Source organism: Streptomyces sp. A0958, from assembly GCF_004795035.1.
Taxonomy (GTDB): Bacteria; Actinomycetota; Actinomycetes; order Streptomycetales; family Streptomycetaceae; genus Streptomyces.
Genome location: NZ_SSBK01000012.1, coordinates 21075 through 47700, shown reverse-complemented (window position 1 = coordinate 47700; position 26626 = coordinate 21075). Strand labels below are relative to the sequence as shown.

General features: G+C 71.7%; 26 protein-coding genes. 17 read left to right on the top strand and 9 right to left on the bottom strand.

From position 1 onward, the window contains the following. Positions 1-24 precede the first annotated feature (24 nt). The 9 genes from E6P78_RS14825 to E6P78_RS14785 all read left to right on the top strand — a co-directional run bounded on the left by E6P78_RS14825 (position 25) and on the right by E6P78_RS14785 (position 8321). Positions 25-396: an FKBP-type peptidyl-prolyl cis-trans isomerase gene (locus E6P78_RS14825; RefSeq protein WP_136204042.1), complete on the top strand. Its 372-nt coding sequence runs from the start codon at positions 25-27 to the stop codon at positions 394-396. 113 nt (positions 397-509) lie between these two features. Beyond that, entirely contained in the window at positions 510-1463 is a 954-nt protein-coding gene (locus E6P78_RS14820; protein WP_136204041.1) for a WYL domain-containing protein, read from the top strand. Positions 1464-1477: 14 nt separating this feature from the next. Further along, positions 1478-2434: a WYL domain-containing protein gene (locus tag E6P78_RS14815; RefSeq protein ID WP_136204040.1), complete on the top strand. Its 957-nt coding sequence runs from the start codon at positions 1478-1480 to the stop codon at positions 2432-2434. A gap of 18 nt (positions 2435-2452) precedes the next feature. Continuing rightward, on the top strand, positions 2453-2731 hold the full coding sequence (locus tag E6P78_RS14810) for a hypothetical protein (protein ID WP_136204039.1): 279 nt from the start codon (positions 2453-2455) through the stop codon (positions 2729-2731). 56 nt (positions 2732-2787) lie between these two features. Further along, positions 2788-2985 (top strand): hypothetical protein, encoded by a 198-nt coding sequence (locus E6P78_RS14805; protein WP_136204038.1) that lies wholly within the window; start codon positions 2788-2790, stop codon positions 2983-2985. A 216-nt stretch (positions 2986-3201) separates the two neighbouring features. Further along, a complete protein-coding gene (gene tatA / locus E6P78_RS14800; protein ID WP_136204140.1) occupies positions 3202-3489 on the top strand; it encodes a Sec-independent protein translocase subunit TatA in 288 nt (95 codons plus the stop codon). A 51-nt stretch (positions 3490-3540) separates the two neighbouring features. Then, the gene (gene tatC / locus E6P78_RS14795; RefSeq protein WP_136204037.1) at positions 3541-4503 is read left to right on the top strand and encodes a twin-arginine translocase subunit TatC; all 963 of its coding nucleotides are present in this window, start codon (positions 3541-3543) and stop codon (positions 4501-4503) included. Between the two features lie 18 nt (positions 4504-4521). Then, complete coding sequence (locus tag E6P78_RS14790; protein WP_136204036.1) at positions 4522-5427, top strand: diacylglycerol kinase; 906 nt, start codon at positions 4522-4524, stop codon at positions 5425-5427. A gap of 59 nt (positions 5428-5486) precedes the next feature. Then, positions 5487-8321, top strand: coding sequence for a DEAD/DEAH box helicase (locus E6P78_RS14785; protein WP_136204139.1), 2835 nt, complete (start codon positions 5487-5489; stop codon positions 8319-8321). Positions 8322-8447: 126 nt separating this feature from the next. On the opposite strand, the gene E6P78_RS14780 is transcribed toward E6P78_RS14785, so the two are convergent. The 5 genes from E6P78_RS14780 to E6P78_RS14760 all read right to left on the bottom strand — a co-directional run bounded on the left by E6P78_RS14780 (position 8448) and on the right by E6P78_RS14760 (position 12981). Beyond that, entirely contained in the window at positions 8448-8897 is a 450-nt protein-coding gene (locus E6P78_RS14780; protein ID WP_206307811.1) for an SPW repeat protein, read from the bottom strand. 183 nt (positions 8898-9080) lie between these two features. Continuing rightward, positions 9081-9734, bottom strand: coding sequence for a fasciclin domain-containing protein (locus E6P78_RS14775; protein ID WP_136204035.1), 654 nt, complete (start codon positions 9732-9734; stop codon positions 9081-9083). Positions 9735-9846: 112 nt separating this feature from the next. Then, positions 9847-11367: a sulfite oxidase gene (locus tag E6P78_RS14770; protein WP_136204137.1), complete on the bottom strand. Its 1521-nt coding sequence runs from the start codon at positions 11365-11367 to the stop codon at positions 9847-9849. A 268-nt stretch (positions 11368-11635) separates the two neighbouring features. Beyond that, positions 11636-12400, bottom strand: coding sequence for an anti-sigma factor (locus tag E6P78_RS14765; protein ID WP_136204034.1), 765 nt, complete (start codon positions 12398-12400; stop codon positions 11636-11638). Further along, positions 12397-12981, bottom strand: coding sequence for a sigma-70 family RNA polymerase sigma factor (locus E6P78_RS14760; RefSeq protein WP_136204033.1), 585 nt, complete (start codon positions 12979-12981; stop codon positions 12397-12399). The genes E6P78_RS14765 and E6P78_RS14760 overlap by 4 nt, the downstream gene beginning before the upstream one ends. Positions 12982-13195: 214 nt before the next feature. Between E6P78_RS14760 and E6P78_RS14755 the strand changes: the two genes are divergently transcribed. From E6P78_RS14755 to E6P78_RS14745, 3 genes are all read left to right on the top strand, one after another. Continuing rightward, on the top strand, positions 13196-13855 hold the full coding sequence (locus E6P78_RS14755; RefSeq protein ID WP_136204032.1) for a PadR family transcriptional regulator: 660 nt from the start codon (positions 13196-13198) through the stop codon (positions 13853-13855). Between the two features lie 262 nt (positions 13856-14117). Further along, complete coding sequence (locus tag E6P78_RS14750) at positions 14118-15131, top strand: ATP-binding cassette domain-containing protein (protein WP_136204031.1); 1014 nt, start codon at positions 14118-14120, stop codon at positions 15129-15131. Further along, positions 15128-15907, top strand: a complete 780-nt coding sequence (locus tag E6P78_RS14745; protein ID WP_136204030.1) for an ABC transporter permease — start codon at positions 15128-15130, stop codon at positions 15905-15907. Before E6P78_RS14750 ends, E6P78_RS14745 begins: the two co-directional genes overlap by 4 nt. Positions 15908-16163: 256 nt before the next feature. Here E6P78_RS14745 and E6P78_RS14740 read toward each other — a convergent pair whose 3' ends face one another. Both E6P78_RS14740 and E6P78_RS14735 read right to left on the bottom strand, forming a co-directional pair. After that, the gene (locus E6P78_RS14740) at positions 16164-17006 is read right to left on the bottom strand and encodes a siderophore-interacting protein (protein ID WP_136204029.1); all 843 of its coding nucleotides are present in this window, start codon (positions 17004-17006) and stop codon (positions 16164-16166) included. A 78-nt stretch (positions 17007-17084) separates the two neighbouring features. Beyond that, positions 17085-17993: a 5'-3' exonuclease gene (locus E6P78_RS14735; protein WP_136204136.1), complete on the bottom strand. Its 909-nt coding sequence runs from the start codon at positions 17991-17993 to the stop codon at positions 17085-17087. A gap of 319 nt (positions 17994-18312) precedes the next feature. On the opposite strand from E6P78_RS14735, the gene E6P78_RS14730 reads away from it, so the two are divergent. From E6P78_RS14730 to E6P78_RS14720, 3 genes are all read left to right on the top strand, one after another. Next, entirely contained in the window at positions 18313-19377 is a 1065-nt protein-coding gene (locus E6P78_RS14730) for a betaine/proline/choline family ABC transporter ATP-binding protein (RefSeq protein WP_136204028.1), read from the top strand. After that, the gene (locus tag E6P78_RS14725; RefSeq protein ID WP_136204027.1) at positions 19370-22006 is read left to right on the top strand and encodes an ABC transporter permease/substrate binding protein; all 2637 of its coding nucleotides are present in this window, start codon (positions 19370-19372) and stop codon (positions 22004-22006) included. Before E6P78_RS14730 ends, E6P78_RS14725 begins: the two co-directional genes overlap by 8 nt. Before the next feature lie 169 nt (positions 22007-22175). Beyond that, positions 22176-22721, top strand: coding sequence for a helix-turn-helix transcriptional regulator (locus E6P78_RS14720; RefSeq protein ID WP_018556176.1), 546 nt, complete (start codon positions 22176-22178; stop codon positions 22719-22721). A 30-nt stretch (positions 22722-22751) separates the two neighbouring features. Here the strand turns inward: E6P78_RS14720 and E6P78_RS14715 are convergent, their stop codons facing one another. Next, positions 22752-23900: a TDT family transporter gene (locus E6P78_RS14715; RefSeq protein WP_136204026.1), complete on the bottom strand. Its 1149-nt coding sequence runs from the start codon at positions 23898-23900 to the stop codon at positions 22752-22754. A gap of 70 nt (positions 23901-23970) precedes the next feature. Between E6P78_RS14715 and E6P78_RS14710 the strand changes: the two genes are divergently transcribed. Then, positions 23971-24909: a LysR family transcriptional regulator gene (locus E6P78_RS14710; RefSeq protein WP_136204025.1), complete on the top strand. Its 939-nt coding sequence runs from the start codon at positions 23971-23973 to the stop codon at positions 24907-24909. Between the two features lie 147 nt (positions 24910-25056). Here the strand turns inward: E6P78_RS14710 and E6P78_RS14705 are convergent, their stop codons facing one another. Beyond that, positions 25057-25509 carry a helix-turn-helix domain-containing protein gene (locus E6P78_RS14705; protein WP_136204024.1) on the bottom strand — a complete coding sequence of 151 codons (453 nt, stop codon included), beginning with the start codon at positions 25507-25509 and terminating at the stop codon, positions 25057-25059. A 141-nt stretch (positions 25510-25650) separates the two neighbouring features. Here E6P78_RS14705 and E6P78_RS14700 point away from each other — a divergent pair, with 141 nt between their 5' ends. Then, entirely contained in the window at positions 25651-26568 is a 918-nt protein-coding gene (locus tag E6P78_RS14700) for an NADP-dependent oxidoreductase (protein WP_136204023.1), read from the top strand. Positions 26569-26626: the final 58 nt, after the last annotated feature.

Here is a 26626-nt window from a genome sequence, read left to right as displayed (position 1 = left end):
TTCATCAGTAAGAGGAGCAAGTCAGTGAGCATCGAGAAGCCCGAGGTCGACTTCCCGGGTGGCGAGCCGCCGGCCGACCTGGAGATCAAGGACATCTGGGAGGGCGAGGGCGCGGAGGCCAAGGCCGGCCAGCTCGTCTCCGTCCACTACGTGGGTGTGGCCTTCTCCACCGGCGAGGAGTTCGACGCCTCGTGGAACCGCGGCAAGCCGCTGCAGTTCCAGCTCGGTGCCGGTCAGGTCATCGCGGGCTGGGACAAGGGCGTGCAGGGCATGAAGGTCGGCGGCCGTCGCCAGCTGACCATCCCCGCGCACCTCGCCTACGGCGACCGCGGCGCCGGCAGCGCGATCGCCCCTGGCGAGACGCTGATCTTCGTCTGCGACCTGGTCGCCGTCTGATCCCGCGACTCGCGCTCCGAGGGCCCGTGCCGCAAGGCGCGGGCCCTCGCTTTTGTCCGGACACCCCGGGGCGGTACGGTCGGGCGTCGTAGAGCACAACAGAAAGGGCGTCGATGGCGATTGCCAAGGCCGAGCGGCTGATGAACCTCGCGCTGTGTCTGCTGGGGACCCGGCGCCCGCTCAGCAAGCGCGAACTGCGCGGTTCCATCGAGGCATACCTGGAAGCCGGCTCCGACGACGCCTTCAACCGGATGTTCGAGCGCGACAAGGACGATCTGCGCGAGCTGGGCCTGGTCATCGAGACCGTGGAGAACCTGGACGGCGACACCGGCTACCTCGCCCGCCGCGACAGCAACCGGCTGCCCCCGATCACCCTGGACGCCGAGGAGGCCGCCGCACTCGGCCTGGCCGCCAAGGTCTGGCAGCAGGCCCGCCTCGCCGGCGCGGCCAGCGGAGCCCTGCAGAAGCTGCGGGCCGCCGGCATGCCCGAGACCGAGGACGCCTACGAGGTGCACAGCGCCCTCGAACCGCGTATCCCCGTCCACGAGGCCGCCTTCGAACCCCTGATGCTGGCCTGCCGCGACCGCCGCCCGGTGACCTTCGACTACCGCAAGGCCAACGCCGCCCAGCCCGAGCAGCGCCACGTCGAGCCGTGGACGCTGGAGTGCTGGCGCGGCCACTGGTACCTGGCCGGCTGGGACCGGGAGCGCGGCGCGGAGCGCGTCTTCCGGCTCTCCCGGATCACCGGCAAGGTCCGCTCGCGGGCCGGCGCCTTCACCGCCGAGGTGCCCGACGTGGTCACCGTCCGCGAGACCGTCGAGAGCTGGGCGGGCGAGACGGCGACCCGCACCGCGCTGATCAGGCTGCGGGCCGACTCCGGCTACCCGCTGCGCGCCCGGGCGATATCGGTCCGGGAACTCGGTGACGGGTGGGAGGAGTTGGAGATCCCGTACGGACACGGCCTGGACGCCTGGCTCGTCGAGTTCGGCCCGGACGTCGTCGTCACAGGACCCGCGGACCTGCGGGCCGACGTGGTGGACCGGCTGCGCGCCGTGGCCAAGGACTGAGAGGACCCGTATTCATGGCCACGAACGCCATCGACCAGACGCGCCGGATGCTCTCCCTGGTGACGTATCTGCGTGAGCGCCCCGGCGCGCACGTCCAGGACGTCGCCCGGGCCTTCGGGATCACCGAGGACGAGCTGATCTCCGACCTCGACGTGCTGCCCATGTGCGGGACCAGCTTCCGGGGCGGCGACCTGCTGGACATCGACACCGACGGCGACCGGATCTGGTGGCACAACGCGGACGACGTCGCCGAACCGCTGCGGCTCGCGGCCGACGAGGCGACGGCCCTGCTGGTCGCCGCCCGCGCCGTGGCGACCCTGCCCGGACTCCGCGAGAGCGACCGCCAGGCCCTGCTGCGGGCCACCGCCAAGCTGGAGGCCGCCGCCGGCGAGGTGGGCGCGGCCAGCTCCCGGCTCTCGGTCACCTTCGAGTCCGAGGGCGGCGTCTTCGCCGAAGTCGACCGGGCGATCTCGGAGCGGCGCCGGCTGTGGCTGCGCTACTACTCGCCCGCCCGCGACGAGCTCACCGAGCGCGAGGTGGACCCGATCCGGCTGTTCGCAGTCGGGCACACCTACATGGAGGCGTGGTGCCGCTCCTCCGAGGACCGGCGCACCTTCCGCCTCGACCGGGTCGCCGAGATCCGGCTGCTGGACGAGCCCGCCGCGCCGCCCGAGCTGGAGCTGCGGGACCTGTCCGAGGGCCTGGTCCAGCCGGCCGCCGAGGACCCGGAGGTCGTGATCGAGGTGGGCCCCGGCGGGCGCTGGGTCGCCGAGTACTACCCGCACGACCGGGCCGATGAGCTGTCCGACGGCGGCCTGCGGATCACCCTGCGCACCCCCGACCCGGCCTCGTTGCGCAGGCTCGCGCTCCGGCTCGGCCGGGAGGGGCGCATCGTCTCGCCCCCGGAGCTGGCCGAGAGCGCGCGGAGTGCGGCGCGCGCGGCGCTCGCCGCCTACGACGGTGCGGCCTGAAGGGACGGCTGAGGAGATATGGGCAACCTGTCCGCGCTGCGGGGTCTCACCGCCGTGCCCACCGTGGCGGTGCCGGAGTCGGCCCGCTTCAGGGCCGCCTGCCCGGACTGCCGCGCGCGGTTCGAACTGGCGGCGGCGGAGTTCCGGCTGGTGATCGGCGCCACCAGCCGCACCACCTTCTACTCCTTCACCTGCCCCGAGTGCGCCGCCCGCGTCCGCAAGCCGGCGGGGGAGCGGATAGTGGAACTGCTCACCGACGGCGGCGTACGGACGCTGCGTCTGCACACCGGTCCCTGAGACGTCCCCGAGACGTCCCGGGACCTTCGGACACTAGACATACAGAGGCTCTGCGCATGTTCTGGCCCATGCTCGCCATCGCCCTGGGATTCCTCGGGATCGCCGTGCTCGGCGTGCTGGCCATCAAGGTGTTCGTCGAGGCCCAGCGCCTCGGCCACCAGGTGACCCGCACCACGGAACGCATCAACCGCGCCGCCGAGGACCTGGAGCGGGCAGCCACCCGCCTCGCCGCCACGGGCGAGTCGCTGCCCTAGGGCGGTTGGACGCGGCCTCCAGTTTCCGGGGCCCGGGAGGTACGCTTCTGCAGACGGCCCAGGCAGGGAGGTGCGGGCCGCTATCGAAAGTACGAACGGGCATTGCCTCGCGTTTACTCCCGCGGGTTACGATCGCTGCCGACGAATGGTCGGATGTGTATCCGGCACTCAAGGGCAGCGAGCCCGCCTCCAGCCGCCTCAGCTAGAAGGAAGCACATCATGGGCAATCTGAAGCCTCTCGAGATCGTTCTGATCATCGCTGTCATCCTGCTGTTGTTCGGCGCCAAGAAGCTTCCCGACATGGCTCGTTCGCTGGGCAAGTCGGCCCGCATCCTCAAGAGCGAGGCCAAGGCCATGAAGAAGGACGACGAGCCGACGGTCACCACGGACGCCGCCGCCGACCCGGCCGCCCAGCAGGCCGCCGCGCGTACGATCCAGGCCGCGCCCGGTGACGTCACGAGCTCCCGCCCGGTGAGCGAAGCGAAGCCCACCACCCAGAGCTGACCGCGCTGACGGGTTCCTCCGTCAGCTGCCGCACGAGACGAGGGAAGTGGGTTGCTCAAGTCTGCCCGCAAGCAGGAGAAGGACGGCGAGGGGCGGATGCCCCTCGCTGATCACCTGCGTGAGTTGCGTAACCGACTGATGATCGCGGTCCTGGCGATCATCGTGATCACGTCGATCACGGCCTTCTTCTACAAGGATCTGATCGACTTCCTGATCCGTCCGATCCTGGAGTCGGTCGGCTGCGCCAACGGCGAGAAGCGGCAGGCCAACGGCCACCCGTGCGCCGAGATGACGGTGAACGGCCTGGTCGCCCCGTTCTCCATCGCCCTCAAGGTCTCCCTCATGGCAGGGGTGGTGTTCTCCACCCCGATCTGGCTCTACCAGCTGTGGGCGTTCCTCTCCCCCGGTCTGCACAAGCACGAGAAGCGGTACGCGCTCGGCTTCGTCGGCGCCGGTGTGCCGCTCTTCCTGGTGGGCGCCGCCCTCGCCTACCTGCTGATGCCGAAGACCGCCGAGGTGCTGCTCGACTTCACCCCGGACAACACGACGAACCTGCTGCCCGTCGACGACTACCTCAACATCGTCACGCGCATGGTGATCGTGTTCGGCCTCGCCTTCGAGCTGCCCCTGCTGCTCATCCTGCTGAACTTCACCGGGGTCCTCACCGCCAAGCGGCTGGGCTCCTGGTGGCGCGCCATGGTCATGGGCATCACGATCTTCTCCGCGGTGGCCACCCCGACCGGCGACCCGCTCACGATGATCACGCTGGCCGCTCCCATCGTGCTGCTGTACTTCCTGGCGCTCGGCATCTGCATCGCCAACGACCGGCGCAGGCGCCGCAACAACCCCGACGCCGAACTGGACGACGACGAGGCCTCGCAGCTCGACCTCACCCCCGAGAACATCGGTGACATGGAGCACGTGTCGTCCTCGCCCACCGTGCCCGGCCAGGCCGACGGGGAACGGGACGGCGGACGTCGGTCGCTGCGAGACGGTTACGACGACATCACCTGACCTTGTAAGGTCCCCCGGGTGACCAGCGAGATCACCCTTTTCGTCAATCCCACCGCAGGACGCGGCCGGGGCGCGCGAGCCGCGCAGCCGGCCGCTTCCGCGTTGCGGGACGCCGGCTTCTCGGTACGCACCATCCTCGGCGAGGACGCCGACGACGCGCTGCGCAGGGTGCGCGAGGCCGTGGCGGAGGGGACCGGCGCGCTGATCGCCGTCGGCGGGGACGGGCTGGTGTCCCTGGCCCTCCAGGCGGTCGCCGGGACGCTGACCCCGCTGGGCGTGGTGGCGGTGGGGACGGGCAACGACTTCGCCCGGGCTCTCGGCCTCCCGATACGCGACCCCGCCGCAGCCGGCCGGCTCGCCGCCGACGCGCTCAAGGGCCGGGCGCCGGTGCGTGAGATCGACCTCGGCCGGGTCGGGGAGCGGTGGTTCGGCTCGGTGCTCGCCTCCGGCTTCGACTCCCGGGTCAACGACCGGGGCAACCGGATGCGCTGGGCGGGCGGCCGGTTCAAGTACGACCTGGCGATCCTCGCCGAGCTCGCCGCCTTCAAGCCGATCACGTACCGCATGACCCTCGACGGCGGTCCGGCCCGTGAGATTCAGGCGACGCTCGTCGCGGTCGGCAACGGCACGGCGTACGGCGGCGGCATGCGGATCTGCGCCGACGCGGTCATGGACGACGGCCTCTTCGACGTCACGGTGGTCGGCGAGTGCAGCCGTACGACGCTGCTCAAGGTCTTCCCCCGGGTGTACAGGGGGACGCACCTGAGCCACCCCGTCGTGACCGTGCACCGGGTCTCCTCGATCACTCTGGAAGCCGTCGGGATCACCGCGTACGCGGACGGCGAACCCCTCGGTGCCCTGCCGCTGACCGCCGCCTGCGTGCCGAACGCCGTCCGGGTGCTCGGGGTGGCTCCCGGGGCCTGAGCCATGGGCGATTAAAGATCGCGTCACTGTCAGAGGTGGCGGGTAGGCTCGTGGACAAGATGACAGAGGACCTCTCACCAGCTGAGCGATACCAGGCTTCCCGGCTCCGGGCCGCCGAGCAGGCGACCGCGCTCGGGCCGTTCCGCGAGATGTACGACTTCGATCTCGACCCGTACCAGATCGAGGCGTGCAAGGCGCTGGAGGCAGGCAAGGGCGTGCTCGTCGCGGCCCCGACCGGCTCGGGCAAGACGATCGTCGGCGAATTCGCCGTGCACCTCGCCCTGGAGCAGGGCCGCAAGTGCTTCTACACCACCCCGATCAAGGCCCTGTCGAACCAGAAGTTCGCCGACCTGGTCAAGCGCTACGGCGCCGAGAAGGTCGGCCTGCTGACCGGTGACAACAGCGTCAACGCCGACGCGCCGGTGGTCGTGATGACCACCGAGGTCCTGCGGAACATGCTCTACGCGGGCTCCCAGGCGCTCAACGGCCTCGGACACGTGGTGATGGACGAGGTGCACTACCTCTCCGACCGCTTCCGGGGCGCGGTGTGGGAGGAAGTGATCATCCACCTCCCCGAATCCGTCACCCTGGTCTCCCTGTCGGCGACCGTGTCCAACGCCGAGGAGTTCGGCGACTGGCTGGACACCGTGCGCGGCGACACCGAGGTGATCGTCTCCGAGCACCGGCCCGTGCCGCTCTGGCAGCACGTGCTGGCCGGCCGCCGGATGTACGACCTCTTCGAGGAGGAGAGCGACCACGGCGGCCGGGGCGTCACCCGCCGCGAGGTCAACCCCGACCTCGTGCGGCTCGCCCGCATGGAGAACCAGCGCGGGTACAACCCGCGCGAACGGCGGCGCGGCAAGATGGTGCGCGAGGCCGATCGTGAGCGCGAGCGCCGCCAGCGCAGCCGGATCTGGACGCCCTCGCGCCCCGAGGTCATCGACCGGCTGGACGCCGAGGGCCTGCTGCCCGCCATCACGTTCATCTTCAGCCGGGCCGCCTGCGAGGCCGCCGTACAGCAGTGCCTGCACGCCGGGCTCCGGCTCAACGACGAGGACAAGCGCCGGCTGGTGCGGGAGATCGTGGAGGAGCGGACGGCGTCCATCCCCCCGGAGGACCTGCACGTCCTCGGCTACTACGAGTGGCTCGAAGGTCTGGAACGGGGCATCGCCGCGCACCACGCCGGGATGCTCCCGAGGTTCAAGGAGGTCGTGGAGGAGCTGTTCGTCCGCGGCCTGGTCAAGGCGGTCTTCGCCACCGAGACGCTGGCGCTCGGCATCAACATGCCCGCCCGCTCGGTGGTCCTGGAGAAGCTCGTCAAGTGGAACGGCGAGCAGCACGCCGACATCACCCCCGGTGAGTACACCCAGCTGACCGGCCGGGCCGGGCGGCGCGGGATCGACGTCGAGGGCCACGCCGTGGTGCTCTGGCAGCGCGGCATGGACCCGGGCGCCCTGGCCGGACTCGCCGGTACGCGCACGTACCCGCTGCGCTCCAGCTTCCGCCCGTCGTACAACATGGCGGTCAATCTGGTGCACCAGTTCGGGCGGCACCGTTCGCGCGAACTGCTTGAGACGTCGTTCGCGCAGTTCCAGGCGGACCGGTCGGTCGTCGGGATCTCCCGGCAGGTCCAGAAGAACGAGGAGGGCCTGGAGGGCTACCGCGAGGGCATGACCTGCCACCTCGGTGACTTCGAGGAGTACGCGCGGCTGCGCCGCGACCTCAAGGACCGGGAGACGGAGCTCGCCAAGCAGGGTGCCACGCAGCGGCGGGCCGCCGCCGCGGCCTCCCTGGAGAAGCTGAAGCCCGGCGATGTCATCCATGTGCCGACCGGCAAGTTCGCCGGGCTCGCGCTCGTCTTGGACCCCGGGCTTCCGGCCGGGCGGACCAACGGGCACGGCCACCGCGGCATGGAGTACCACGACGGCCCCCGGCCGCTGGTGCTGACGGCCGAGCGGCAGGTCAAGCGGCTCGCCTCGATCGACTTCCCGGTCCCGGTCGAGGCCGTGGAGCGGATGCGCGTCCCGAAGTCGTTCAACCCGCGCTCGCCGCAGTCGCGCCGCGACCTGGCGTCCGCGCTGCGCACCAAGGCCGGCCACATCGTCCCGGACCGGCACCGCCGGGGGCGCGCCCCCGCCGCCGACGACCACGAGATCGCGCGCCTGCGGACCGAGCTGCGCGCCCACCCCTGCCACGGGTGCGACGAGCGCGAGGACCACGCCCGATGGGCCGAGCGCTACTACCGGCTCCAGCGGGACACCCGGCAGCTGGAGCGCCGGATCGAGGGGCGGACCAACACGATCGCCCGCACCTTCGACCGGATCGTGGCCCTGCTCACCGAGCTGGACTACCTGCGCGGCAGCGAGGTCACCGAGCACGGACGGCGCCTCGCCCGGCTGTACGGCGAGCTGGACCTGCTGGCGAGCGAGTGCCTGCGCGCCGGCGTCTGGGAGGGGCTGAACCCGGCCGAACTCGCGGCCTGCGTCTCCGCCCTGGTGTACGAGGCGCGGCAGGCCGACGACGCGGTGGCGCCGAAGCTGCCGTCCGGTCCCGCGAAGACCGCGATGGGCGAGATGGTCCGGATCTGGGGGCGGCTCGACGCCCTGGAGGAGGACTTCAAGATCAACCAGGCGGAGGGGGTCGGCCAGCGCGAGCCCGATCTCGGCTTCGCCTGGGCGGTGTACATGTGGGCGTCGGGCCGGTCGCTGGACGAGGTCCTGCGGGAGGCGGAGATGCCGGCGGGCGACTTCGTACGGTGGTGCAAGCAGGTCATCGACGTGCTGGGCCAGGTCGCGGCCGCCGCGCCCCGGGAGAACAGCTCGGTGGCGCGCAGTGCGCGCAAGGCGGTGGACGAGGTGCTGCGGGGCGTGGTCGCGTACAGCTCCCTGGGCTGAGGACTGAGGGCTGAGGCGTGGCGTCGGTTCCGGCGCGTCGGCCTCGGCGCACGGCCGCCGGCCGGACACGCGGTCCGGTCGGCGGTGGTGCGGGGGCTCCGTTCCCCGGGAGTGGGCTGCGGGACGCTAACCCCGTCGGCCGCCGCGGCTCATCTTCATCGACGCGCCCGCGCACACCATTCCCAGCAGGGCGGTCAGTCCGCCGATGATGACGTTGTTCAGGACGACTCCCCTGTCCGGACTGCTGCCCACCACCCAGGGCGCGACGATCGTCCAGGCACCCATGGCGACGATGGCCCAGCTCAGGCCGTACATCCGCTGCGGCATCGCGGTGAACCCGAGACCGAGCACGGCGATCGCGATCCCCATGATCAGGTTGTTCGTCACCAGGGAGGACTGCGAGGTCGTGAAGTGCAGCACCCACGGGGAGACGGCGCAGTACAGGCCGACCAGGAAGACCGGTGCGTCCACGAGCGCCACGTCGCGGCCGCCCATCACGCGCGCGTAGCGGTCGCTCATTTCCGGTGCATCGGGGTGTCCGGCCATGTCGTGGCCGGCGTGCGAGACGTTTGACATGAGTTCGTTCCCCTTCGGATCGTGCGGACCCGGTCACCGCTGTGTGCGGGAAATGGCCCGCACACACCAGTCTGCTCTTATATGTGGCTTATGTGTAGTTTTGCGGCGACTGGATCTCCGCAGGGTCCGCACTGTGCCCCAACGGCCTCGCGGTGGGCGTGGCGCCCACCGCGAGGAGAACCGCTAGGCGGCGGGCGGCATCAGGACCGTGTCGACGATGTAGACCGTCGCGTTGGCGGTCTGGACGTTGCCGCAAACGACCTTCGAGGAGTCGTTCACGGTGTAGGCCATGCCCGAGCCGGCCGTCATCAGCTGCTCCTTCTCCAGGGTGTCGAAGGAGCCCTTCTCCAGCTGCTTCGGCGTCAGCTCCCGGCCCACCACGTGGTAGGTGAGGACCTTGGTGAGCGCCGCCTTGTCGGCGAGCAGCTCGTCGAGGTCGGCCTTCGGGATCTTGGCGAAGGCGTCGTTGGTCGGGGCGAACACGGTGATGTTCTGCGCGTTGTTCAGGGTGTCGACCAGGCCGGCCTTCTTGACCGCGGTGACCAGGGTGGAGAGCGCCGGGTTGTGGGAGGCCGCGGTGGCGACCGGGTCCTTCGCCATGCCGGAGAAGGAGCCCGCGCCGTTCTTCGGGACCGACGCGCAGGCCGGGCCGAAGGGCTCGTCCATGCCCGTGGAGTCGTCGGCGGAGGGCGAGGCGGGGGCCGGGGCCTTCGCCGGCGAAGCGGTGGAGCCGGACGCGCTGTCCTTGGAATCGGTGGAGCAGGCCGTCAGGGCCAGCGGCAGGATCACCGCGGCGGACAGGGCGACGGCGGCGCGGCGGGCGTGGATGACCTTCATGGTGTTCTCCTGGTTCGGATGCGTAACTGATTGACTGCGTTGGGTAGTTGATGGGGGGTGTGCGCGGCCCCGGGAGGGTGGTGCACGCGAGTGGTGTGAGGCGGTGGGGCGGTCAGGTCACGTCGACCACCACCGTGTGCCGGCCCGTCGCACCGTTGGGTACGGTGCCGATGCGCCGGCCGGTCTGGAGGGCGCCGGTTTGGTCCGTCGCGCGGACCTCCAAGGTGTGGCTGCCGGGAGTGGCCGGCCACTCCCACACCCACTGGCGCCAGGTGTCCCGGCTGGTCTGCGCCGCCAGCCGTGCGGGATGCCAGGGGCCGCCGTCCACCCGGACCTCGACCCGCGTGATGCCGCGGTGCTGGGCCCAGGCGACCCCGGCGACCGGGACCGTGCCGGCCTTCGGGGAGGCGAAGGGGCGGGGGGTGTCGATACGGGACTGGGTCTTGATGGGGGCCCGCGGGGACCACGACCGCTTGACCCAGTAGGCGTCGTAGGCGTCGAACGTGGTCAGCTCGATGTCCTTGATCCACTTGCAGGCCGAGACGTATCCGTACAGGCCGGGGACGACCATCCGGACCGGGAAGCCGTGCTCGAAGGGCAGCGGCTCGCCGTTCATGCCGAGGGCGAGCAGCGCGTCGCGGCCGTCCATCACGTCCTCGACCGGGGTGCCGATCGTCATCCCGTCCACCGAACGCGCCACGATCTGGTCCGCACGCCCGCCCTCGGACGGCGGCTTCACCCCGGCCTCCCGCAGCAGATCGGCCAGCCGCACGCCGATCCACCGGGCGTTGCCGACGTACGGCCCGCCCACCTCGTTCGATACACAGGTCAGGGTGATGTCGCGCTCGACGATCTCCCGGCGCAGCAGGTCCCGGAAGCTCAGCGTCACCGGTTCGGCCACGCCCGTGCCGTGAATCCTCAGCCGCCACGCGTCGGCGTCGACGCGCGGTACGACGAGGGCCGTGTCGACGCGGTAGAAATCCTTGTTGGGCGTGACGAACGGTCCCAGGCCCCGGATCTTCAGGTCCGCGCCCGCCGGTACGGCCGGTGCCGGCGAGTCGGGTGCGGGAAGCACCAGGTCGCGGCGGGAGGCGGCGGCCCCGGCCTGCACGGCTGAGGTGAGCCGTCGCCCCAGCAGGCCGGCCCCGGCCGAGGCGGCCGCCGCGGCGCTCGCCGCGACGACGAACCCGCGCCGGTCGAAGGCACCGGCCGCGGGCCCGCCGGGTGAGGGGGCGGCGGCCGGGGACAGCCGCCCGGCCAGGAGATACAGCACCCCTGCGGCGACCACGGCACCGACCACCGACGGCAGGGCGTCGGACACCCGGCCCTCCGGCCGTCCGATCGCCGCCGCCGCCCCGACCGCCCCGAAGACCAGCACGGCCGCGGCGCCCGGCAGCCGGTGCCGCAGCGCCAGCAGTCCGACCGCCACGGCGAACAGCGCCAGGAGGACCAGGATGCCGAGTTCCAGGACCAGCTTGTCGTTCGTCCCGAAGTTCCGTACGGCGAAGTCCTTGAGCGCCGGGGGAGTGCGGTCGATCACCGCACCGCCCACCGCCGCGACCGGTCCCGCTTCGGGGCGTACGACCGCAGCCACCAGTTCGGCAACGGCCAGGGCGCAGAACCCGGCGATCACACCGCTGAGCGCGGCGCCGGCCGCACGTGCCCAGCCGGGTCGCCGGGGCGCGGGGGCCCCGGTCTCCGGATCGTTCTGATCTTCACTCACGACCGGGATTCGGAGCCGTGGGCCCGGCGGATTGGTCTGCCACCCGATCGGATGAGGCTTCGGCCTTCTGACCGTCTGTGGGTGCCGGCGCGCGGACGGCTTCGGCACCCACTACGCCGGGACGCCCAGGCCCTGGCGGGACCGCACCACGCGGTCCCGCCCCCCTCTGGTCATCCGTTCATGCCGACGGCAGGTCCATCAGGGCCAGCGGGGCGGAGGTCGGCTGCGTCGAGCCGCCCGCCGGCTCGACGGTGATGCCCAGGCCGGTGGCCCCGTCGACCTGGCCGTCGAGCACGGCCGCGTACGTCGTCGGCGACGCGCCCGAGGCTTGCAGCAGGCCCGCCGGGCGCATCGTGCCGCCGTCGGCGAACCACAGCTGGTACACCTTGCCGCTGGGCGCCTTCGCCAGCCCGGAGGCCATGAACACGGCGCGGTCCTGGCTCCGGGAGACCACCACCGTGCCCTTCGCGCCGTTCTTCAGCGTGCCGGCCGAGGACCGGGCGTCGGGGGCGGCGAGGACCTGGGCCACCTGGGCGCCCTGCTGCCGGGCGGCGTCCGCCTCCTGGCGGGCGTCCCGCGCCTCTTGGTGCTGCCAGACCGCGACACCGCCGAAGCCCGCCGCCGCGGCCAGGCTCGCCGCCAGTGCGAACCTGGGCCATCCGGCCGCTGGGCCCCGCCTCGGGCGCGAGCGGTCACGGCGGCCCACGGCCGGCGGCTCCTGTCGTACGGTCGTGATCTCCCGCAGCACCCGCTCGCGCAGCTCCCGGGGGGCCGGGGCGGCGACGGCGAGCCCGAGCCGGGTCGCGGTCTCGGAGAGCTCGCGCACCTCGACGGAGCAGGCCTCGCAGGCGCCGAGGTGCCGTTCGAAGTCACGGCGTTCCGCGTCCGGCAGCGCGTGCAGGGCGTAGGCACCCGTCAGTGTGTGCAGTCCGGCGTCGCTCATGCGCTCACCCCGAGGCAGTCGCGCATCCGGATCAGTCCGTCGCGCAGCCGAGTCTTGATCGTGCCGAGCGGCACGGAGAGGAGTTCGGCCACCTCGCGGTAGGTCAGCCCGCGGTAGTACGCCAGGGTGACGGACTCCCGTTGCAGTTCGGAGAGGGTCCGCATGCAGCGGCGCACCTGCTCGCGCTCCAGCCGGCTCTCGACCTGTTCGGCGACGTGGTCGAAGGCGGGTGTGCGGTCGAGCAGGGCGGCCTTGTGCTCGCGGGCGGCCGACGCCTGCGCCGAGCGGACGCGGTCGACGGCGCGGTGGTGGGCCAGGGTCAGCACCCAGTTCATGGCGCTGCCCCGCGCGGCCCGGAAGCGTGAAGCCGTACGCCACACCTCGACCAGGACCTCCTGGGCGACCTCCTCGGACTGGGCCGGATCGCGCAGGACGCTGCGGACGAGCCCGAGCACCGGGCCGCTCACCGCGTCGTAGACCTGGGTGAAGGCGGCCTGGTCGCCCAGGGCGACCCTGCCCATCAGCTCCTGCAGATCGGGCCCCGCCGAGGCCGTTCCGCTGATGTACACGGCTTCCTTCACGCGAGGTTCCCTTCGGTGGTCATCGCTCTCCGGGGGTGATTCGGAGCCGGCGCCCGTGCGGATTGGCCGGGGGCCGAGATCTTTTCACGCCTCCGTGGCCGGACGACTCCCCGTAGTCGCGATACATCGTGGTTGACGCGTTCTCGGAAATCGAGATATGTTCGGCCACGAGTATTCGGCAGCGAGGAATTCGAAGAGGGGCGGGGTGGCGGCGATGACCAAGCGGCGCAAGCTCAGCAATCCGCTGGCGCTCACGGTGATGGTGCTGCTCGCTGAGCGGTCCATGCATCCGTACGAGATCGCCCAGACCCTCCGCAGGCGGGGCAAGCAGCACAGCGTCAAGATCAACTTCGGCTCGCTCTACACCGTGGTCCAGAACCTGGAGAAGCACGGTTACGTCGAGGTCGCGGGCGTACAGCGCGAGGGCAACCGCCCGGAACGCACGCTGTACGGCATCACCGAGGCCGGGCGCGCCGAGATGCTGGACTGGCTGTCCGACCTGATCGCCGTGCCGGCCGAGGAGTATCCGGCCTTCGACACGGCCCTCGCCCTGCTGCCCGTACTGCCGCCGCAGGAGGTGGAGACACTTCTCGGCGACCGTGAGCATGCGCAGACCGTGCGGGCCGCCGCGCTGCGCGGAGTGCTCAGCCAGCTCGGTGACGCGCTGCCCCGCGTCTTCGTCGTGGAGACGGAGTACCAGCTCCACATGCTGGAGGCGCAGCTCGCGTGGATCAAGGGTTTCCGCAAGGAACTCAGCGACGCCACCATCAGTGGCATCGAGGAGTGGCAGTCGTTCCACGAGACCGGCGAGGTCCCGCGGGACTGGCGGGACCTCGACGCGCAGGAAGCCGCCCGCGACCCCGGGCGCGCGTAAGCAAAGACCCCGGCGGGAGCTGTTGCAGCAGCGCCCGCCGGGGTCTCGAACCCCGGGGCCTTTCATCTGGATCAGGCCGGGCTCGCGGGCTCCGCGATCCGCCCCGATCCAGACGAAAGGTCCCAGACCGGACGGCCGTGGAGGCGGCCCGGGCCATCGAGGTGCGGCACACCCAGGATAGCCCCGGCACTCCTCACGCGGACCGGTCCTCACCCGGCATCCGGAGCCCCGGACGCCCGGCCGACCACAGGAGAGCTCCGTCATGAGCACCCGTGCGCCCGCTGTCGAGGCGCGACAACTCGTCAAAACCTATCCAGGTGACGTCACCGCGCTGCGCGGCATGGACCTCACCGTCGCCTCCGGCACCGTCTTCGGCCTCCTCGGGCCCAACGGAGCCGGCAAGTCCACCACCGTCAAGATCCTCACCACCCTCGCCCGCCCCGACTCCGGGACCGCGTCCGTCGCCGGGCACGACGCCCTTCGCCACCCCGACCGGGTGCGCCGCGCGATCGGGGTGGTCGCCCAGAAGTCCGGCGCCGACCCCGTCGCCACCGGCCGCGAGAACCTGCTGCTCCAGGGCCGGCTGTACGGGATGCGCGGCGCCGCCGTCCAGCGCCGCGCCGACGAGCTGCTGGAGCGCTTCGCCCTCGCCGACGCCGGGAAACGCCAGGTCAAGGGCTACTCCGGCGGAATGCAGCGCCGACTGGACGTGGCCCTCGGGCTGGTCCACCGCCCCGACGTGCTCTTCCTGGACGAGCCGACCACCGGCCTCGACCCGGAGTCCCGCACGGCGATGTGGGAGGAGATCTCCCGGCTGGCCGGCGAGGAGGGCCTGACCATCGTCCTCACCACGCACTACCTGGAGGAGGCCGACCGCCTCGCCGAACGCATCGCGATCGTCGACCGCGGCCGGGTCGTCGTCGAGGGCACCCCGGACGAGCTCAAGGGCGAGCTGCGGGGCGACGCCGTCCATGTGGAACTGCGCGCCGAGGCCGGGCGGGAGGCCGTCACCGCCGCGCTCACCGGACTGCCCGGGGTGTACGAGGTGCTGGCCGACGGGCGCCGCGTCAGCGTCCGGGCCGAGGACGGCGCCGCCGCCGTCCCGGCGCTGCTGGCCGCGCTGGAGCGGGCCGGGGCCGCCGTCGCGGCGGCCACCGTCGCCCGCCCCTCCCTGGACGACGTCTATCTGCGCTACGCCGGGCGCCGCTTCCAGGAGGCCGAGGCCGCGGACCCGCAGGACACCCCCGAGCGAGTTGTCGCGGGAGGCGACCGATGAGCGGTCAGGCACTCGCCCATACCTGGTACATGACCCAGCGCCAGCTGATGTCGATCCTCCGGCAGCCCGTCTTCCTGGTGATCGCGCTGGTCCAGCCGGTGATCTGGCTGTTCCTGTTCGGCAACCTCTTCAAGAAGGTGGTCGAACTCGGCGGCTTCGGCACCACCTCCTACCTGGACTACCTGATCCCCGGAATCGTCGTGATGAGCGCGCTCGGATCGAGCGTGTGGGCCGGCATGGGCACCCTGGAGGAGATCGAGCGCGGCACGCTCAACCGCTTCCTGACCACGCCCGTCAGCCGCAACGCCCTGATGAACGCCAACGTCGTCCAGAACGGCATCGGCACGGCCTTCCAGTCGGTGATCATCCTGCTGCTCGGCCGGGCGGCGGGTGCCACGTACCCGGGCGGCGCGGCCGGACTGCTGGTCCTGGTCGTCGCCGCGCTGCTGCTCGGCACCGTCTTCGGGGCGCTCTCCAACGCCCTGGGCATGATGGTGCGCCGGCGGGAGTCGATCATCGGCATCAACACCTTCCTGCTGCTGCCGCTGACCTTCCTGTCGACCTCCTTCATGGCGCCCGGTCAGATGCCCGGGTGGATGCGGCACATCGCCGACTTCAACCCGGTCAACTGGGCGATGGTGGCCGGCCGTTCCGCGCTGACCTCGGACCCGGACCGGACGCTGGTCCTCACCCGGGGCGGGGCGCTGCTGCTGCTCGCCCTGGCCGCCGTGGCGCTGTCGACCCGCACGTTCCGCTCGTACCAGAAGTCCGTCTGACGGCTGCTCACCGGCCCGGTGGCACCGTTCCACCCGGTCCGGGAGTCCGCTCCCGGACCGGGTTCCGCGTGCCCGGGGCGGGCGCAGCGCCGCGTACGCGCCGGCGGCGGGACCGCCGCGATCAGGGCGGCGCAGGCGAGGGTCGCGCCGTCCCGGACGCCGACCGCGTGGGCGGACGGGGCCGGGGCCTGAGGCGGCATGGCTGTGCCCCGGTCCGGGGACCGGGCACAGCGGTGGGATTGTCGTGCGCGGGACGCTACGCGGCGCCCTCCTGCTCGCGCTCCACCTGCTCGTTCCACTCACGCTTGACGGAGCGCCAGGCGTCGTCGTTCTGGCCGAGCCGCCAGTAACCGGAGATCGACAGCTGCGACGCCGGGACCTCGCGCTCCAGGCGCAGGTGGCGGCGGATCTCCTTGACGAAGCCCGCCTCGCCGTGGACGAAGGCCTGCACGTCACCGGCCGGGAACACCAGCTCCCTGACCGCCGCGGTGAGCGCTTCGCCGACCGGGCGGCCGGCGCGGTGCAGCCAGGTGACCTCGACGCCGTCCGGCGTGGCGATCTTCTGCTCCTCCGCCGCGTCCTCCACCTCCACGAACGCGCGGACCACCGCACCCTCCGGCATCTGCTCCAGCGCGGCGGCGACCGCCGGCAGCGCGCTCTCGTCGCCCGCCAGCAGGTGCCAGTCCGCCGAGGCGTCGGGGGCGTAACCGCCGCCGGGGCCCAGGAACGTCACCTGGTCACCCGCCTGGGCGTGCGCCGCCCAGGGGCCGGCGAGGCCCTCGTCGCCGTGCACCACGAAGTCGATCGCCAGCTCGCGGGCGGCGGCGTCCCAGGAGCGCACCGTGTACGTACGGGTGGTGGGCCACAGCTCGCGGGGGTACTCCTCGCGGATGCGGGCCATGTCGAAGGGGTGTGCGTAGTCCGCGCCCTCGGGGGCGAAGCACAGCTTGACGTAGTGATCGGTGAAACCCGAGAGGGTGAAGTCGGCGAGACCGTCGCCGCCGAGCACCACCCGGACCATGTGCGGGGTGATCTGCTCGGTGCGCAGGACCTGCGCCCCCTGAGCCCTGGGTGCCCGCCGCTCCGGTCGTTCTGCCACGAGGTTTACTCCCTGTTGCCGGAAATGGGGCCGTCGACCGATGCGGACATCGATCTTAGGGTTACCTAACCTAACACCTCAGGGGTGCAGTACGGCGAGGAGCCGCTGGAGCGCCCCGCCCAGCCCCCACCGGGCCGCGAGGGCGTCGAGCGCGGCCGGGTCGCGCGGCCCGGCGGGCAGTGCGGGGTCGAAGTCCGGCAGCGGTACGTCTCCGGCGACCCGCACCACCTTCGGTGCGACGGCCACATAGGCGCGGGCCTCGTCCAGCCGCCTGCGCTGCGAGGGCGTCAGCTTGGCGGCCGGGTCGTCCACGGCGGCCATGATCCCGGCCAGGTCACCGAAGGCGTCCAGCAGCTTCGCCGCCGTCTTCTCGCCGATGCCGGGCACGCCGGGCAGCCCGTCGCTCGGATCGCCGCGCAGCAGCGCCAGGTCCACGTAGCCCGGACCGTCGACGCCGTACTTCTCGCGCAGCCACGCCTCGTCCGTCATCTGGAGCGTGCCGACCCCCTTGACCGGGTAGAGGACCCGCACCCGCCGGGCGTCGTCCACCAGCTGGTAGAGGTCCCGGTCGCCGGTGACGATGTCGACCGGCCCGGCCGCCCGGCCCGCCAGCGTGCCGATCACGTCGTCCGCCTCGTAACCCGCGACCCCGACCCGGGCGATGCCGAGGGCGTCCAGGACGTCCGCGATGACCGGCACCTGTGGCGCCAGCGTGTCGGGCGTCTCCTCCTCGTCGGGCACCCCGGCCCCGGTCTCCACCGCCACGCGGTGCGCCTTGTACGAGGGGATCAGGTCGACCCGCCACTGCGGCCGCCAGTCCGCGTCCCAGCAGGCGACGAGGTCGTCCGGCCGGTGGTCCTGCACGAGCCGGCCGATGAAGTCCAGGAGCCCGCGCACGGCGTTGACCGGGGTGCCGTCCGGCGCGCGCACGGAATCGGGCACACCGAAGTAGGCGCGGAAGTAGAGGGAGGCGGTGTCGAGGAGCATCAGGCGTCGCGTCACACGCCGATGATGCCGCACGGCACCGACAACGGCCGCCGCGGACGGGGTTCCCGCACTTCAGGGCCGTCTGTGTGATCTGGGTCACTCTTGTGTTTGCTCCGAGTAAGCCCGGGCAGGCGCGGCATCGGAGCGGACCACGTCGCATTTTCAACTACCGCACGTGTCCTACGGACAGAATCCGTGCCGCTCCACGGTCTGCCGGAGGGGGTGGCAGGCCGTTTTCGGTTCAACGCGTGAGGTGTATGTGTCCAGGCTGCAAGCCGAGCACTTGTACAAAGTGTTCGGCAGACGACCCGATCAAGCCGTGCAGAAGCTGCTCAGCGGTACCGACCGCGACGCGCTGCGCGCCGACGGAACGACCGCAGCGGTGATCGACGCATCGTTCACCGTCGAACCGGGCCAGATCTTCGTCGTGATGGGTCTGTCCGGCTCGGGCAAGTCCACGTTGCTGCGGATGCTCAACGGCCTGCTGGAGCCCACCTCCGGCCAGGTGCTCTTCGACGGCCAGGACCTGACCGCCCTGAGCCCCGCCCAGCTCCGCCACGTCCGTTCCACCAAGATCAGCATGGTGTTCCAGCACTTCGCGCTCTTCCCCCACCGGAGCGTCCTGGAGAACGCCGCGTACGGCCTGGAGGTGCAGGGCGTCCCGCGCGCCGAGCGCCACCGCCGCGCCACCGAGGCCCTGGAGCTGACCGGCCTGGCCGGCTGGGAAAAGTCCTGGCCCGACGAGCTCTCCGGCGGCATGCAGCAGCGCGTGGGCCTCGCCCGCGCGCTCGCCACCGACGCCGACCTGCTCCTGATGGACGAGTCCTTCAGCGCGCTCGACCCGCTGATCCGCCGCGACATGCAGGACCAGCTCCTGGAGCTGCAGAAGCGGCTGAAGAAGACCATCGTCTTCATCACCCACGACCTCAACGAGGCCATGCGCCTCGGCGACCGCATCGCCGTGATGCGCGACGGCGAGATAGTCCAGCTCGGCACCGCCGAGGACATCCTCGTCACCCCGGCCAACGACTACGTCGCCTCCTTCACCCAGGACGTGGACCGCTCCCGGGTGCTGACCGCGGGCGCCATCATGGCCGAGACGGACACCGTCATGGGCACCCTCTGCGACCAGGGCAAGGAGCTGCGGACCCCCGCTGACGTGCTGCGGGCCACCCCGGCCACCGTCACCGAGTCCACGCCGATCATCGAGCTGTTCACGCCCTGCTCGCGGAGCCGGGTCGCGGTCGCCGTGACCGACGACGGGGGCGAACTCGTCGGCGTCGTGCCCCGGGAGCGGCTGCTCGCCGTGCTCGGCGAGCCGATGCCCCCCGCAGAGGCGCCCCAGGACGCCGCGACCTCGCTGAAGAAGGTGGCCGGTGTTTAGGCTCCACCTCGGCGACTGGGTCGACTCCGCCGTCGACTGGCTCCAGACCCACCTGGCCTGGCTCTTCGACGCCATCAGCTCCGTCGTGAGCGGCATGTTCGACGGCATCGCCGCCGTCCTGTCCGGCCCCGCGCCCCTGCTCTTCGCGGGCATCGTCGCCGTCATCGCCTGGTGGCTGCGCGGCCTGCTCGCCGGTCTCCTCGCGTTCGTCGGCTTCGCCCTCATCGACTCCGTCGAGTTGTGGGACGAAGCGATGGACACCCTCACCCTGGTGCTCGTCGCGACGATCGTGACGCTGGTGCTGGCGGTGCCGCTCGGCATCTGGGCGTCCCGCTCCAAGACGGTCAGCGCGGTGACCCGGCCGGTCCTCGACTTCATGCAGACCATGCCCGCCATGGTCTACCTGATCCCCGGCGTGATCTTCTTCGGCGTCGGTGTCGTCCCCGGCATCATCGCCACCATCATCTTCGCGCTGCCCCCGGGCGTCCGGATGACCGAGCTCGGCATCCGCCAGGTCGACGGCGAGCTCGTCGAGGCGGCCGAGGCCTTCGGCACCACCTCCCGCAACACCCTGCTGCGGGTGCAGCTGCCGCTGGCCCTGCCCACGATCATGGCGGGCATCAACCAGGTCATCATGCTGGGCCTGTCCATGGTGGTCATCGCCGGCATGGTCGGCGGCGGCGGCCTCGGCGGCTCCGTCTACCGCGCCATCGGCAACGTCGACGTCGGCCTCGGCTTCGAGGCCGGTGTCTCCATCGTCATCCTCGCCATGTACCTGGACCGGATGACCGGCGCCCTGGGTCGCGAGGTCTCCCCGCTCGCCCGCCGCGCGCTCGCCAAGGCGCAGTCGATGTCCGGCGGGCTCAAGGTGTGGAACTACCGCCCGCAGCCCGTCGTCGCCGTGGCCGGCATCGTCGTCCTCGCACTCGTGGCCGGCAGCATGAGCCTGTTCGGCTCCTCGGACAAGGACGCCACGACCGCGTCGGACCCGGAGAACATCGGGGCCGGCAAGAAGATCAGCATGGGCTACATCCCGTGGGACGAGGGCATCGCCTCCACCTTCCTGTGGAAGGAGCTGCTGGAGCGTCGCGGCTTCGACGTCGACGTCAAGCAGTACGAGGCCGGCGCGCTGTACACCGGTATGGCGGGCGGCCAGATCGACTTCGAGACCGACTCCTGGCTGCCGGTCACCCACGCCTCGTACTGGAAGAAGTACAAGGACCGCCTGGAGGACATGGGCTCCTGGTACGGCCCCACCTCGCTGGAGCTGGCCGTCCCCAGTTACGTCAAGGACGTGAAGTCCCTGGCCGACCTCAAGGGCAAGAGCTCGCAGTTCAAGGGCCGGATCGTCGGCATCGAGCCGAGCGCCGGTGAGACGGGCCTGCTCAAGGACAAGATCCTGCCCGGCTACGGCCTGGACAAGGAGTACAAGGTCGTGGACGGCTCCACTCCGTCCATGCTGGCCGAGCTGAAGCGCGCGTACGCCAAGAAGGAACCGATCGTCGTTCCGCTGTGGTCGCCGCACTGGGCGTACAACCAGTACGAGCTGACCAAGCTCAAGGACCCCAAGGACCTCTGGGGCAAGGGCGACGGCATCCACACGCTGACCCGCAAGGGCTTCACCGCCGACAACCCCGAGGTCGGCACGTGGCTCAAGGACTTCAAGATGAGCGAGGACCAGCTCACCAGCCTTGAGGCACAGATCCAGAAGAGCGGCTCCGGCAAGGAGCAGGAGGCCGTCCGCACCTGGCTGAAGGCCAACCCGGACGCCGCCGACACGTGGACCCCGGTCAAGAAGTCCGCCCCCGCCAAGGGCGCCGACGGCAAGGACGAGCGCGACCGCACGGTCGAGATGGCCTGGTTCCCCTGGGAGGAGGACATCGCCGCCACGTACCTGTGGAAGGCCGTCCTGGAGGACCGCGGCTACAAGATCAACCTCAAGCAGTTCGAGGTCGGCCCGATGTACACCGCGATGTCGCGCGGCCAGATCGACGTGCAGTTCGACGGCTGGCTTCCGTTCACCCAGAAGAACTACTGGGACAAGTACGGCTCCAAGCTGACGGACATCGGCTCCTGGTACGGCCCGACCTCGATCGAGGTCGCGGTGCCCGACTACGTCAAGGACGTGAAGTCCCTGGCCGACCTCAAGGGCAAGAGCTCGAAGTTCAAGGGCCGGATCGTCGGCATCGAACCCGGCACCGCCACCATGGAGAACCTCAAGAAGAACGTGCTCCCGGCCTACGGCCTGGACGAGGAGTACAAGGTCCTCGACTCCTCGACGCCCGGAATGCTCGCCGAGCTGAAGCGCGCGTACGCCAAGAAGGAGCCCATCGCCGTCCTGCTGTGGACCCCGCACTGGGCGTACAGCGAGTACGGGATGACCAAGCTCCAGGACCCGAAGAAGGCCTTCGGGGAGGGCGACCGGCTGCACACCATCGCCTCCAAGCAGTTCCCGGAGAACTACCCGCAGCTGACGAAGTGGTTCAAGGACTTCAAGCTGAGCGAGGACCAGCTCGCGGGCCTGGAGAACCAGATCCAGAAGCACGGCACGGGACACGAGGAGGAAGCCGTGAAGGCCTGGATGGAGAAGAACCCGGGCATCGCGGACAAGATGGCTCCCCAGCAGTAGCCGGGACCGGCCCCACCAGGGCCGCAGCACATGAAGGGGTGGGCCCCGCCGGCGGCGGGGCCCACCCCTTCATGTGTTCCGATGACGTCACTTTCCGGGCCGTCCTGGCGTAACGGTGTGCGCAAGGCGCCCGTAACCGGAAGGATGGCCAGTCGGGAGGGAGCCGGACATGGACGAGAAGGAAACACTCCGGGTGGGCGCCGCCGTCCGCCGACAGCGCAGATCCCTGGGACTCACCCTGGCCGCGGTCGCCTCGCGCAGCGGTCTGTCCGTACCGTTCCTCAGTCAGATCGAGAACGAACGCGCCAGACCCAGCGCCCGGTCCCTGGACCGGGTCGCCGAAGCGCTGGAGACCACCCCCGCACGGCTGCGCGCCGCCGCGGACTCCGCCCGCGCGGTCGACGTCGTGCGCGGCGTGCCGGAGGACGGGGTGCACCGGGTGGTGCGCGGACGCCACCAGCTCAGTGCCCTGGAGTTCACCGGGGAACTCGACCTCGGGCGGGAGTTCCAGCACCGCAACGACGAGGTGATGTACGTCGCGGAGGGCGCCGCCGAGGTGGAGGCGGAGGGCCAGGCCTACCGGCTGGTCCAGGGCGACACCCTGTTCCTGTCCGGCGGGGTGCGCCACCGCTGGCGGGCCACCCTCCCCGGCACCCGACTGCTGTGCGTCGCGGTGGCCGAACACATCGACGCCACGTCCGACCCCCGGCGCTGACCGCCCGGGGGCCGGTGGCCGGCAGCCCTCTCAGGCGGTACCGGCCGCCACCGGCGCGGGCGCCTGCGGCGCCGCGAGCAGCGCCCCGCTGACCAGCCCGCGCACCGTGCGCACCCCGGCCACCGCCCAGGCCGACACCAGCAGCACGTACAGCGCGACGGCCAGCCAGGTGAACGCGGTCAGACCGGTGTGCCGGGCCAGACCGGCGGCGCCCGTCACACAGGTGCCCACGGGGAACGTGAAGCCCCACCACGTCATCGAGAACGTCATCCCGCCCCGCACCGCCCGCACCACCAGGGCGACGGCCAGGGCCAGCCACAGCAGGGCGAACCCCATCACCGGCACCCCGTACAGCACGGCGAACGCGCCCAGCGCGGAGGCGTACTGCCCCGGGACCGCGCCCGGCGCCACGTCGGCCAGCGCGTTGACCGCGGTCGTCGACTGACCCAGCGGACCGAGCACCAGGAACAGGGTCGGGGTCAGCGCGAGCGGCAGCGGACCCCGGTGCACCAGCCGGCCGAAGACCAGCGGCAGCATCACCAGCGTCGCCAGCAGGCTCAGCCCGAACATCGCGTAGCAGCCGAGCAGCAGCGCCTCCCGACCCTGTCCCTCGGGCAGCTCCGGCACCAGCAGCGGGCCGAGCGCGGCCGACACCATCGGGGCGACCACCGGCAGCAGCCACACCGGGGACGCGGTGCCCGGCTCCGGGCGGTGGCGCACGATCATCAGATACGGGATCGCCACCGCGGCGGCCAGCCCGGTCAGCGTGCCCGCCGTGTACAGCACCACGTCCAGCGCGAGCGCCGCCGAGTGCCCGATGACGTCCTTGCCCACGACCATCCCGGAGCCGCCGACGGCCAGCAGCGCCATCGAGAGGCAGCCGTAGAACGGGGCGACGGCCGGGTCCAGGAGGTGGGCGCGGGCCTGGTCGCGGTGGGCCGCCCAGTGCCCGGCGCGGGCCGTCAGCACGGCGGCGAGCAGCAGTGCCGAGAGCAGCCACACCGCCGTGCAGGCGCCCCGCAGCCCGGGGACGTGCACGGGCAGCGCGACGCCCGCGCTCGCCACGATCGCGGTGCCCATGACGGTCGCGTACCAGTTGGGGCCGAAATACCGCAGCGCGGGCCGCCGGACGGTGGCGGAGTACGGGGAATACGTTCGGGTCTGCGGAAAGGTGGCCATGCCACGATTCTCGGGGCCGGGGCGGCGCCCCACCAGGGAGCACCGCTCTATGAGGCCATAAGGTGGACTTATGTCCAGCGACTTGCCCGCCCTCCTGTCCCACCGGGTGCCCGATCTCGGCGCGCTGGAGCTGCTGCTCGCCGTCGCCCGGCACGGCAGCCTCGGCCGGGCCGCCCGTGACGTGGGCATCACCCAGCCCGCGGCCAGCAGCCGCATCCGCTCGATGGAGCGGCAGCTCGGCCTCACCCTCCTCGACCGTTCGCCCCGCGGCTCCCGGCTCACCGACGCGGGCGCCCTGGTCACCGACTGGGCGCGCCGGGTCGTGGAGGCCGCCGAGGCGTTCGACGCGGGCGCCCAGGCGCTGCGCGACCGCCGCGACTCCCGGCTGCGGGTCGCCGCCTCCATGACCATCGCCGAATACCTGCTGCCGGGCTGGCTGATCGCCCTGCGCGCCGAACGGCCCGGCACCGCCGTCTCACTGCTCGCCGGGAACTCCGCGGTGGTCGCCGAGCGGCTGCTGACCGGGGACGCGGACCTCGGCTTCGTCGAGGGTCTGTCCGTCCCGGAAGGGCTCGACGGCACCGTCATCGCCCACGACCGCCTGGTCGTCGTGGTCGCCCCCTCACACGCCTGGGCCCGCCGCCGCACCCCCCTGACCCCGCGCGAACTGGCCGCGACCCCGCTGATCCTGCGCGAGCACGGCTCCGGAACCCGCCAGGTCCTGGACGCCGCGCTCGCCGTGCACGGCCCGCTGGCCCAGCCGCTCCTGGAGCTCTCCTCGACCACCGCCGTCAAGGGCGCGGCGGAGAGCGGCGCGGGCCCCTGCGTCCTGAGCGAGCTGGCGCTCGGCGAGGAGCTGTCGGCCCGCCGCCTGGTCAAGGTCCCCATCGCCGGGGCCCGGCTGCGGCGCCAGCTGCGCGCGGTCTGGCCCTCCGGCCACCGCCCCACGGGCCCGGCCCGCGACCTGCTCTCCCTGACGAGGTCGGGCCCGCCCGGGGACACGGCCTGAGGGCGCGTCCGGGCCCAAGGGCGCACCCCTGGGCCGTTGGGTGCGCCCGGCCCGGACCCCGGACCGTCCGGTGCGGGCCGAGGGACACGGATCTGCTCTCGCTGATGACGGCTCTGCCCGCGCGCGGTCGTCGCGGTGGCCCTCGTATCAGTCGGCGGTGCCGCGCTGCCTGTGGTCGTAGTCGTCGCGATGGGTGAGGACCTCCTCCATGTGGCTTTCCGCCCACTCCTTGATTCCCCGCATGACTCCCTGGAGCGAGCGGCCGAGGTCGGTCAGCTCGTAACTGACGGTGACGGGCACGGTGGGGGTCACGGTCCTGGTCACCATCCCGTCGCGTTCGAGTGCGCGCAGTGTCTGCGTCAGCATCTTCTGGCTCACGCCCGAGATCCGGCGTGACAGCTCGGAGAAGCGCAGGGGCCGCGGTCCCTCGACGGTGGTCTCCCCGGGGAGCGGGCCGTCCCCGCCCAGCGCGGCGAGCACGAGGGCGACCCACTTGTCGGAGATCCGCTCCAGGAGCCGGCGGCTGGGACAGACCGCGAGGAACGCGTCGTACTCCCGCTTGGCCACGGCCCGCCGCTCGGACGCGGTGATGGTTGCCATCGGTCAGTCATCTCCTCAGCTCGGTGACTTACTTACTTCAAGGTGCCTACTTCCCCCTGGAGACCAGGTTCTTCCATGCTGGTGCCGCAGCACAGGGATGGCAAGACCTCACAAGAGACCTTCACAAAGGAGTAGTTGACGATGAATCAGGTAACCTCTCGACGAGCCGTGGTCCGCGTTCCGTCCGGGCCCGGGTCCATCGAGACCGTTGACGCGCCGGTGGCCGAGCCGGGGCCGGCGGAGATCCGCGTCAAGATCGCCGCAGCAGCGGTCAACCCGGTCGACCTGGCCGTGACCGCGGGCGTCTTCCACCGGCTCGGCATGGTCCATCAGCCCCACTGGACCGGTCTCGGCTGGGACTTCGCCGGCACCGTTGAGGCCGCCGGGCCGGGCGTCGAGCTGCCGGTCGGCAGCCGTGTCGCCGGGTTCCTCGACGGTTTCGACCGCGACCACGGCTCCCACGCCGAGCACCTTCTCGTCCCCGCCGCGTACGTCGCCGTCGTTCAGGACGCAGTCGACTTGGTGGCGGCGGCCACGGTGCCACTCAACGCCACCACCGCGGCCCAGGCCGTCGACCTCCTCGGCGAGGCGCCGACGAGGTCCCGGCGCCTGCTGGTGACCGGCGCGGCCGGTGCGCTGGGCGCGTACGTCGCCGTGCTCGCCCAGGACCGTGGCTGGCAGGTGACCGGGCTGGCGCGAGCGGCCGACGAGCCGTTCGTCCGGGGCCTGGGCGTCGACTTCGCCACCGGCCTCGGCCAGGGGTGGGACGCCGTGGCCGACGCCGCAGCCCTGCAGGAGCCCGCCCTCCGGGCGGTGCGCGACGGAGGCCGTTTCGTCGGCGTGCAGCCCGCTGCGAGGCTCCCCGAGGAGCGCGGCATCACCGGCGAGGTCATCATCGCCCATCCCGACGGGCCGCTGCTCGCCGGTCTGCTGGCGCGGGTGGCGGCGGGGGAGCTTCCAGCCCGCATCCACGCCGTCGTGCCGCTCGACGAGGCGGCCGACGCCTACCGGGCGATGGCGCAGGGCGGCGTCCGCGGCCGGATCGTCCTCGTCCCCTGACAGCACGACACGCACGCACGACAACCGCTTGGTCACCAACGATTCCCTTGACGGAAGG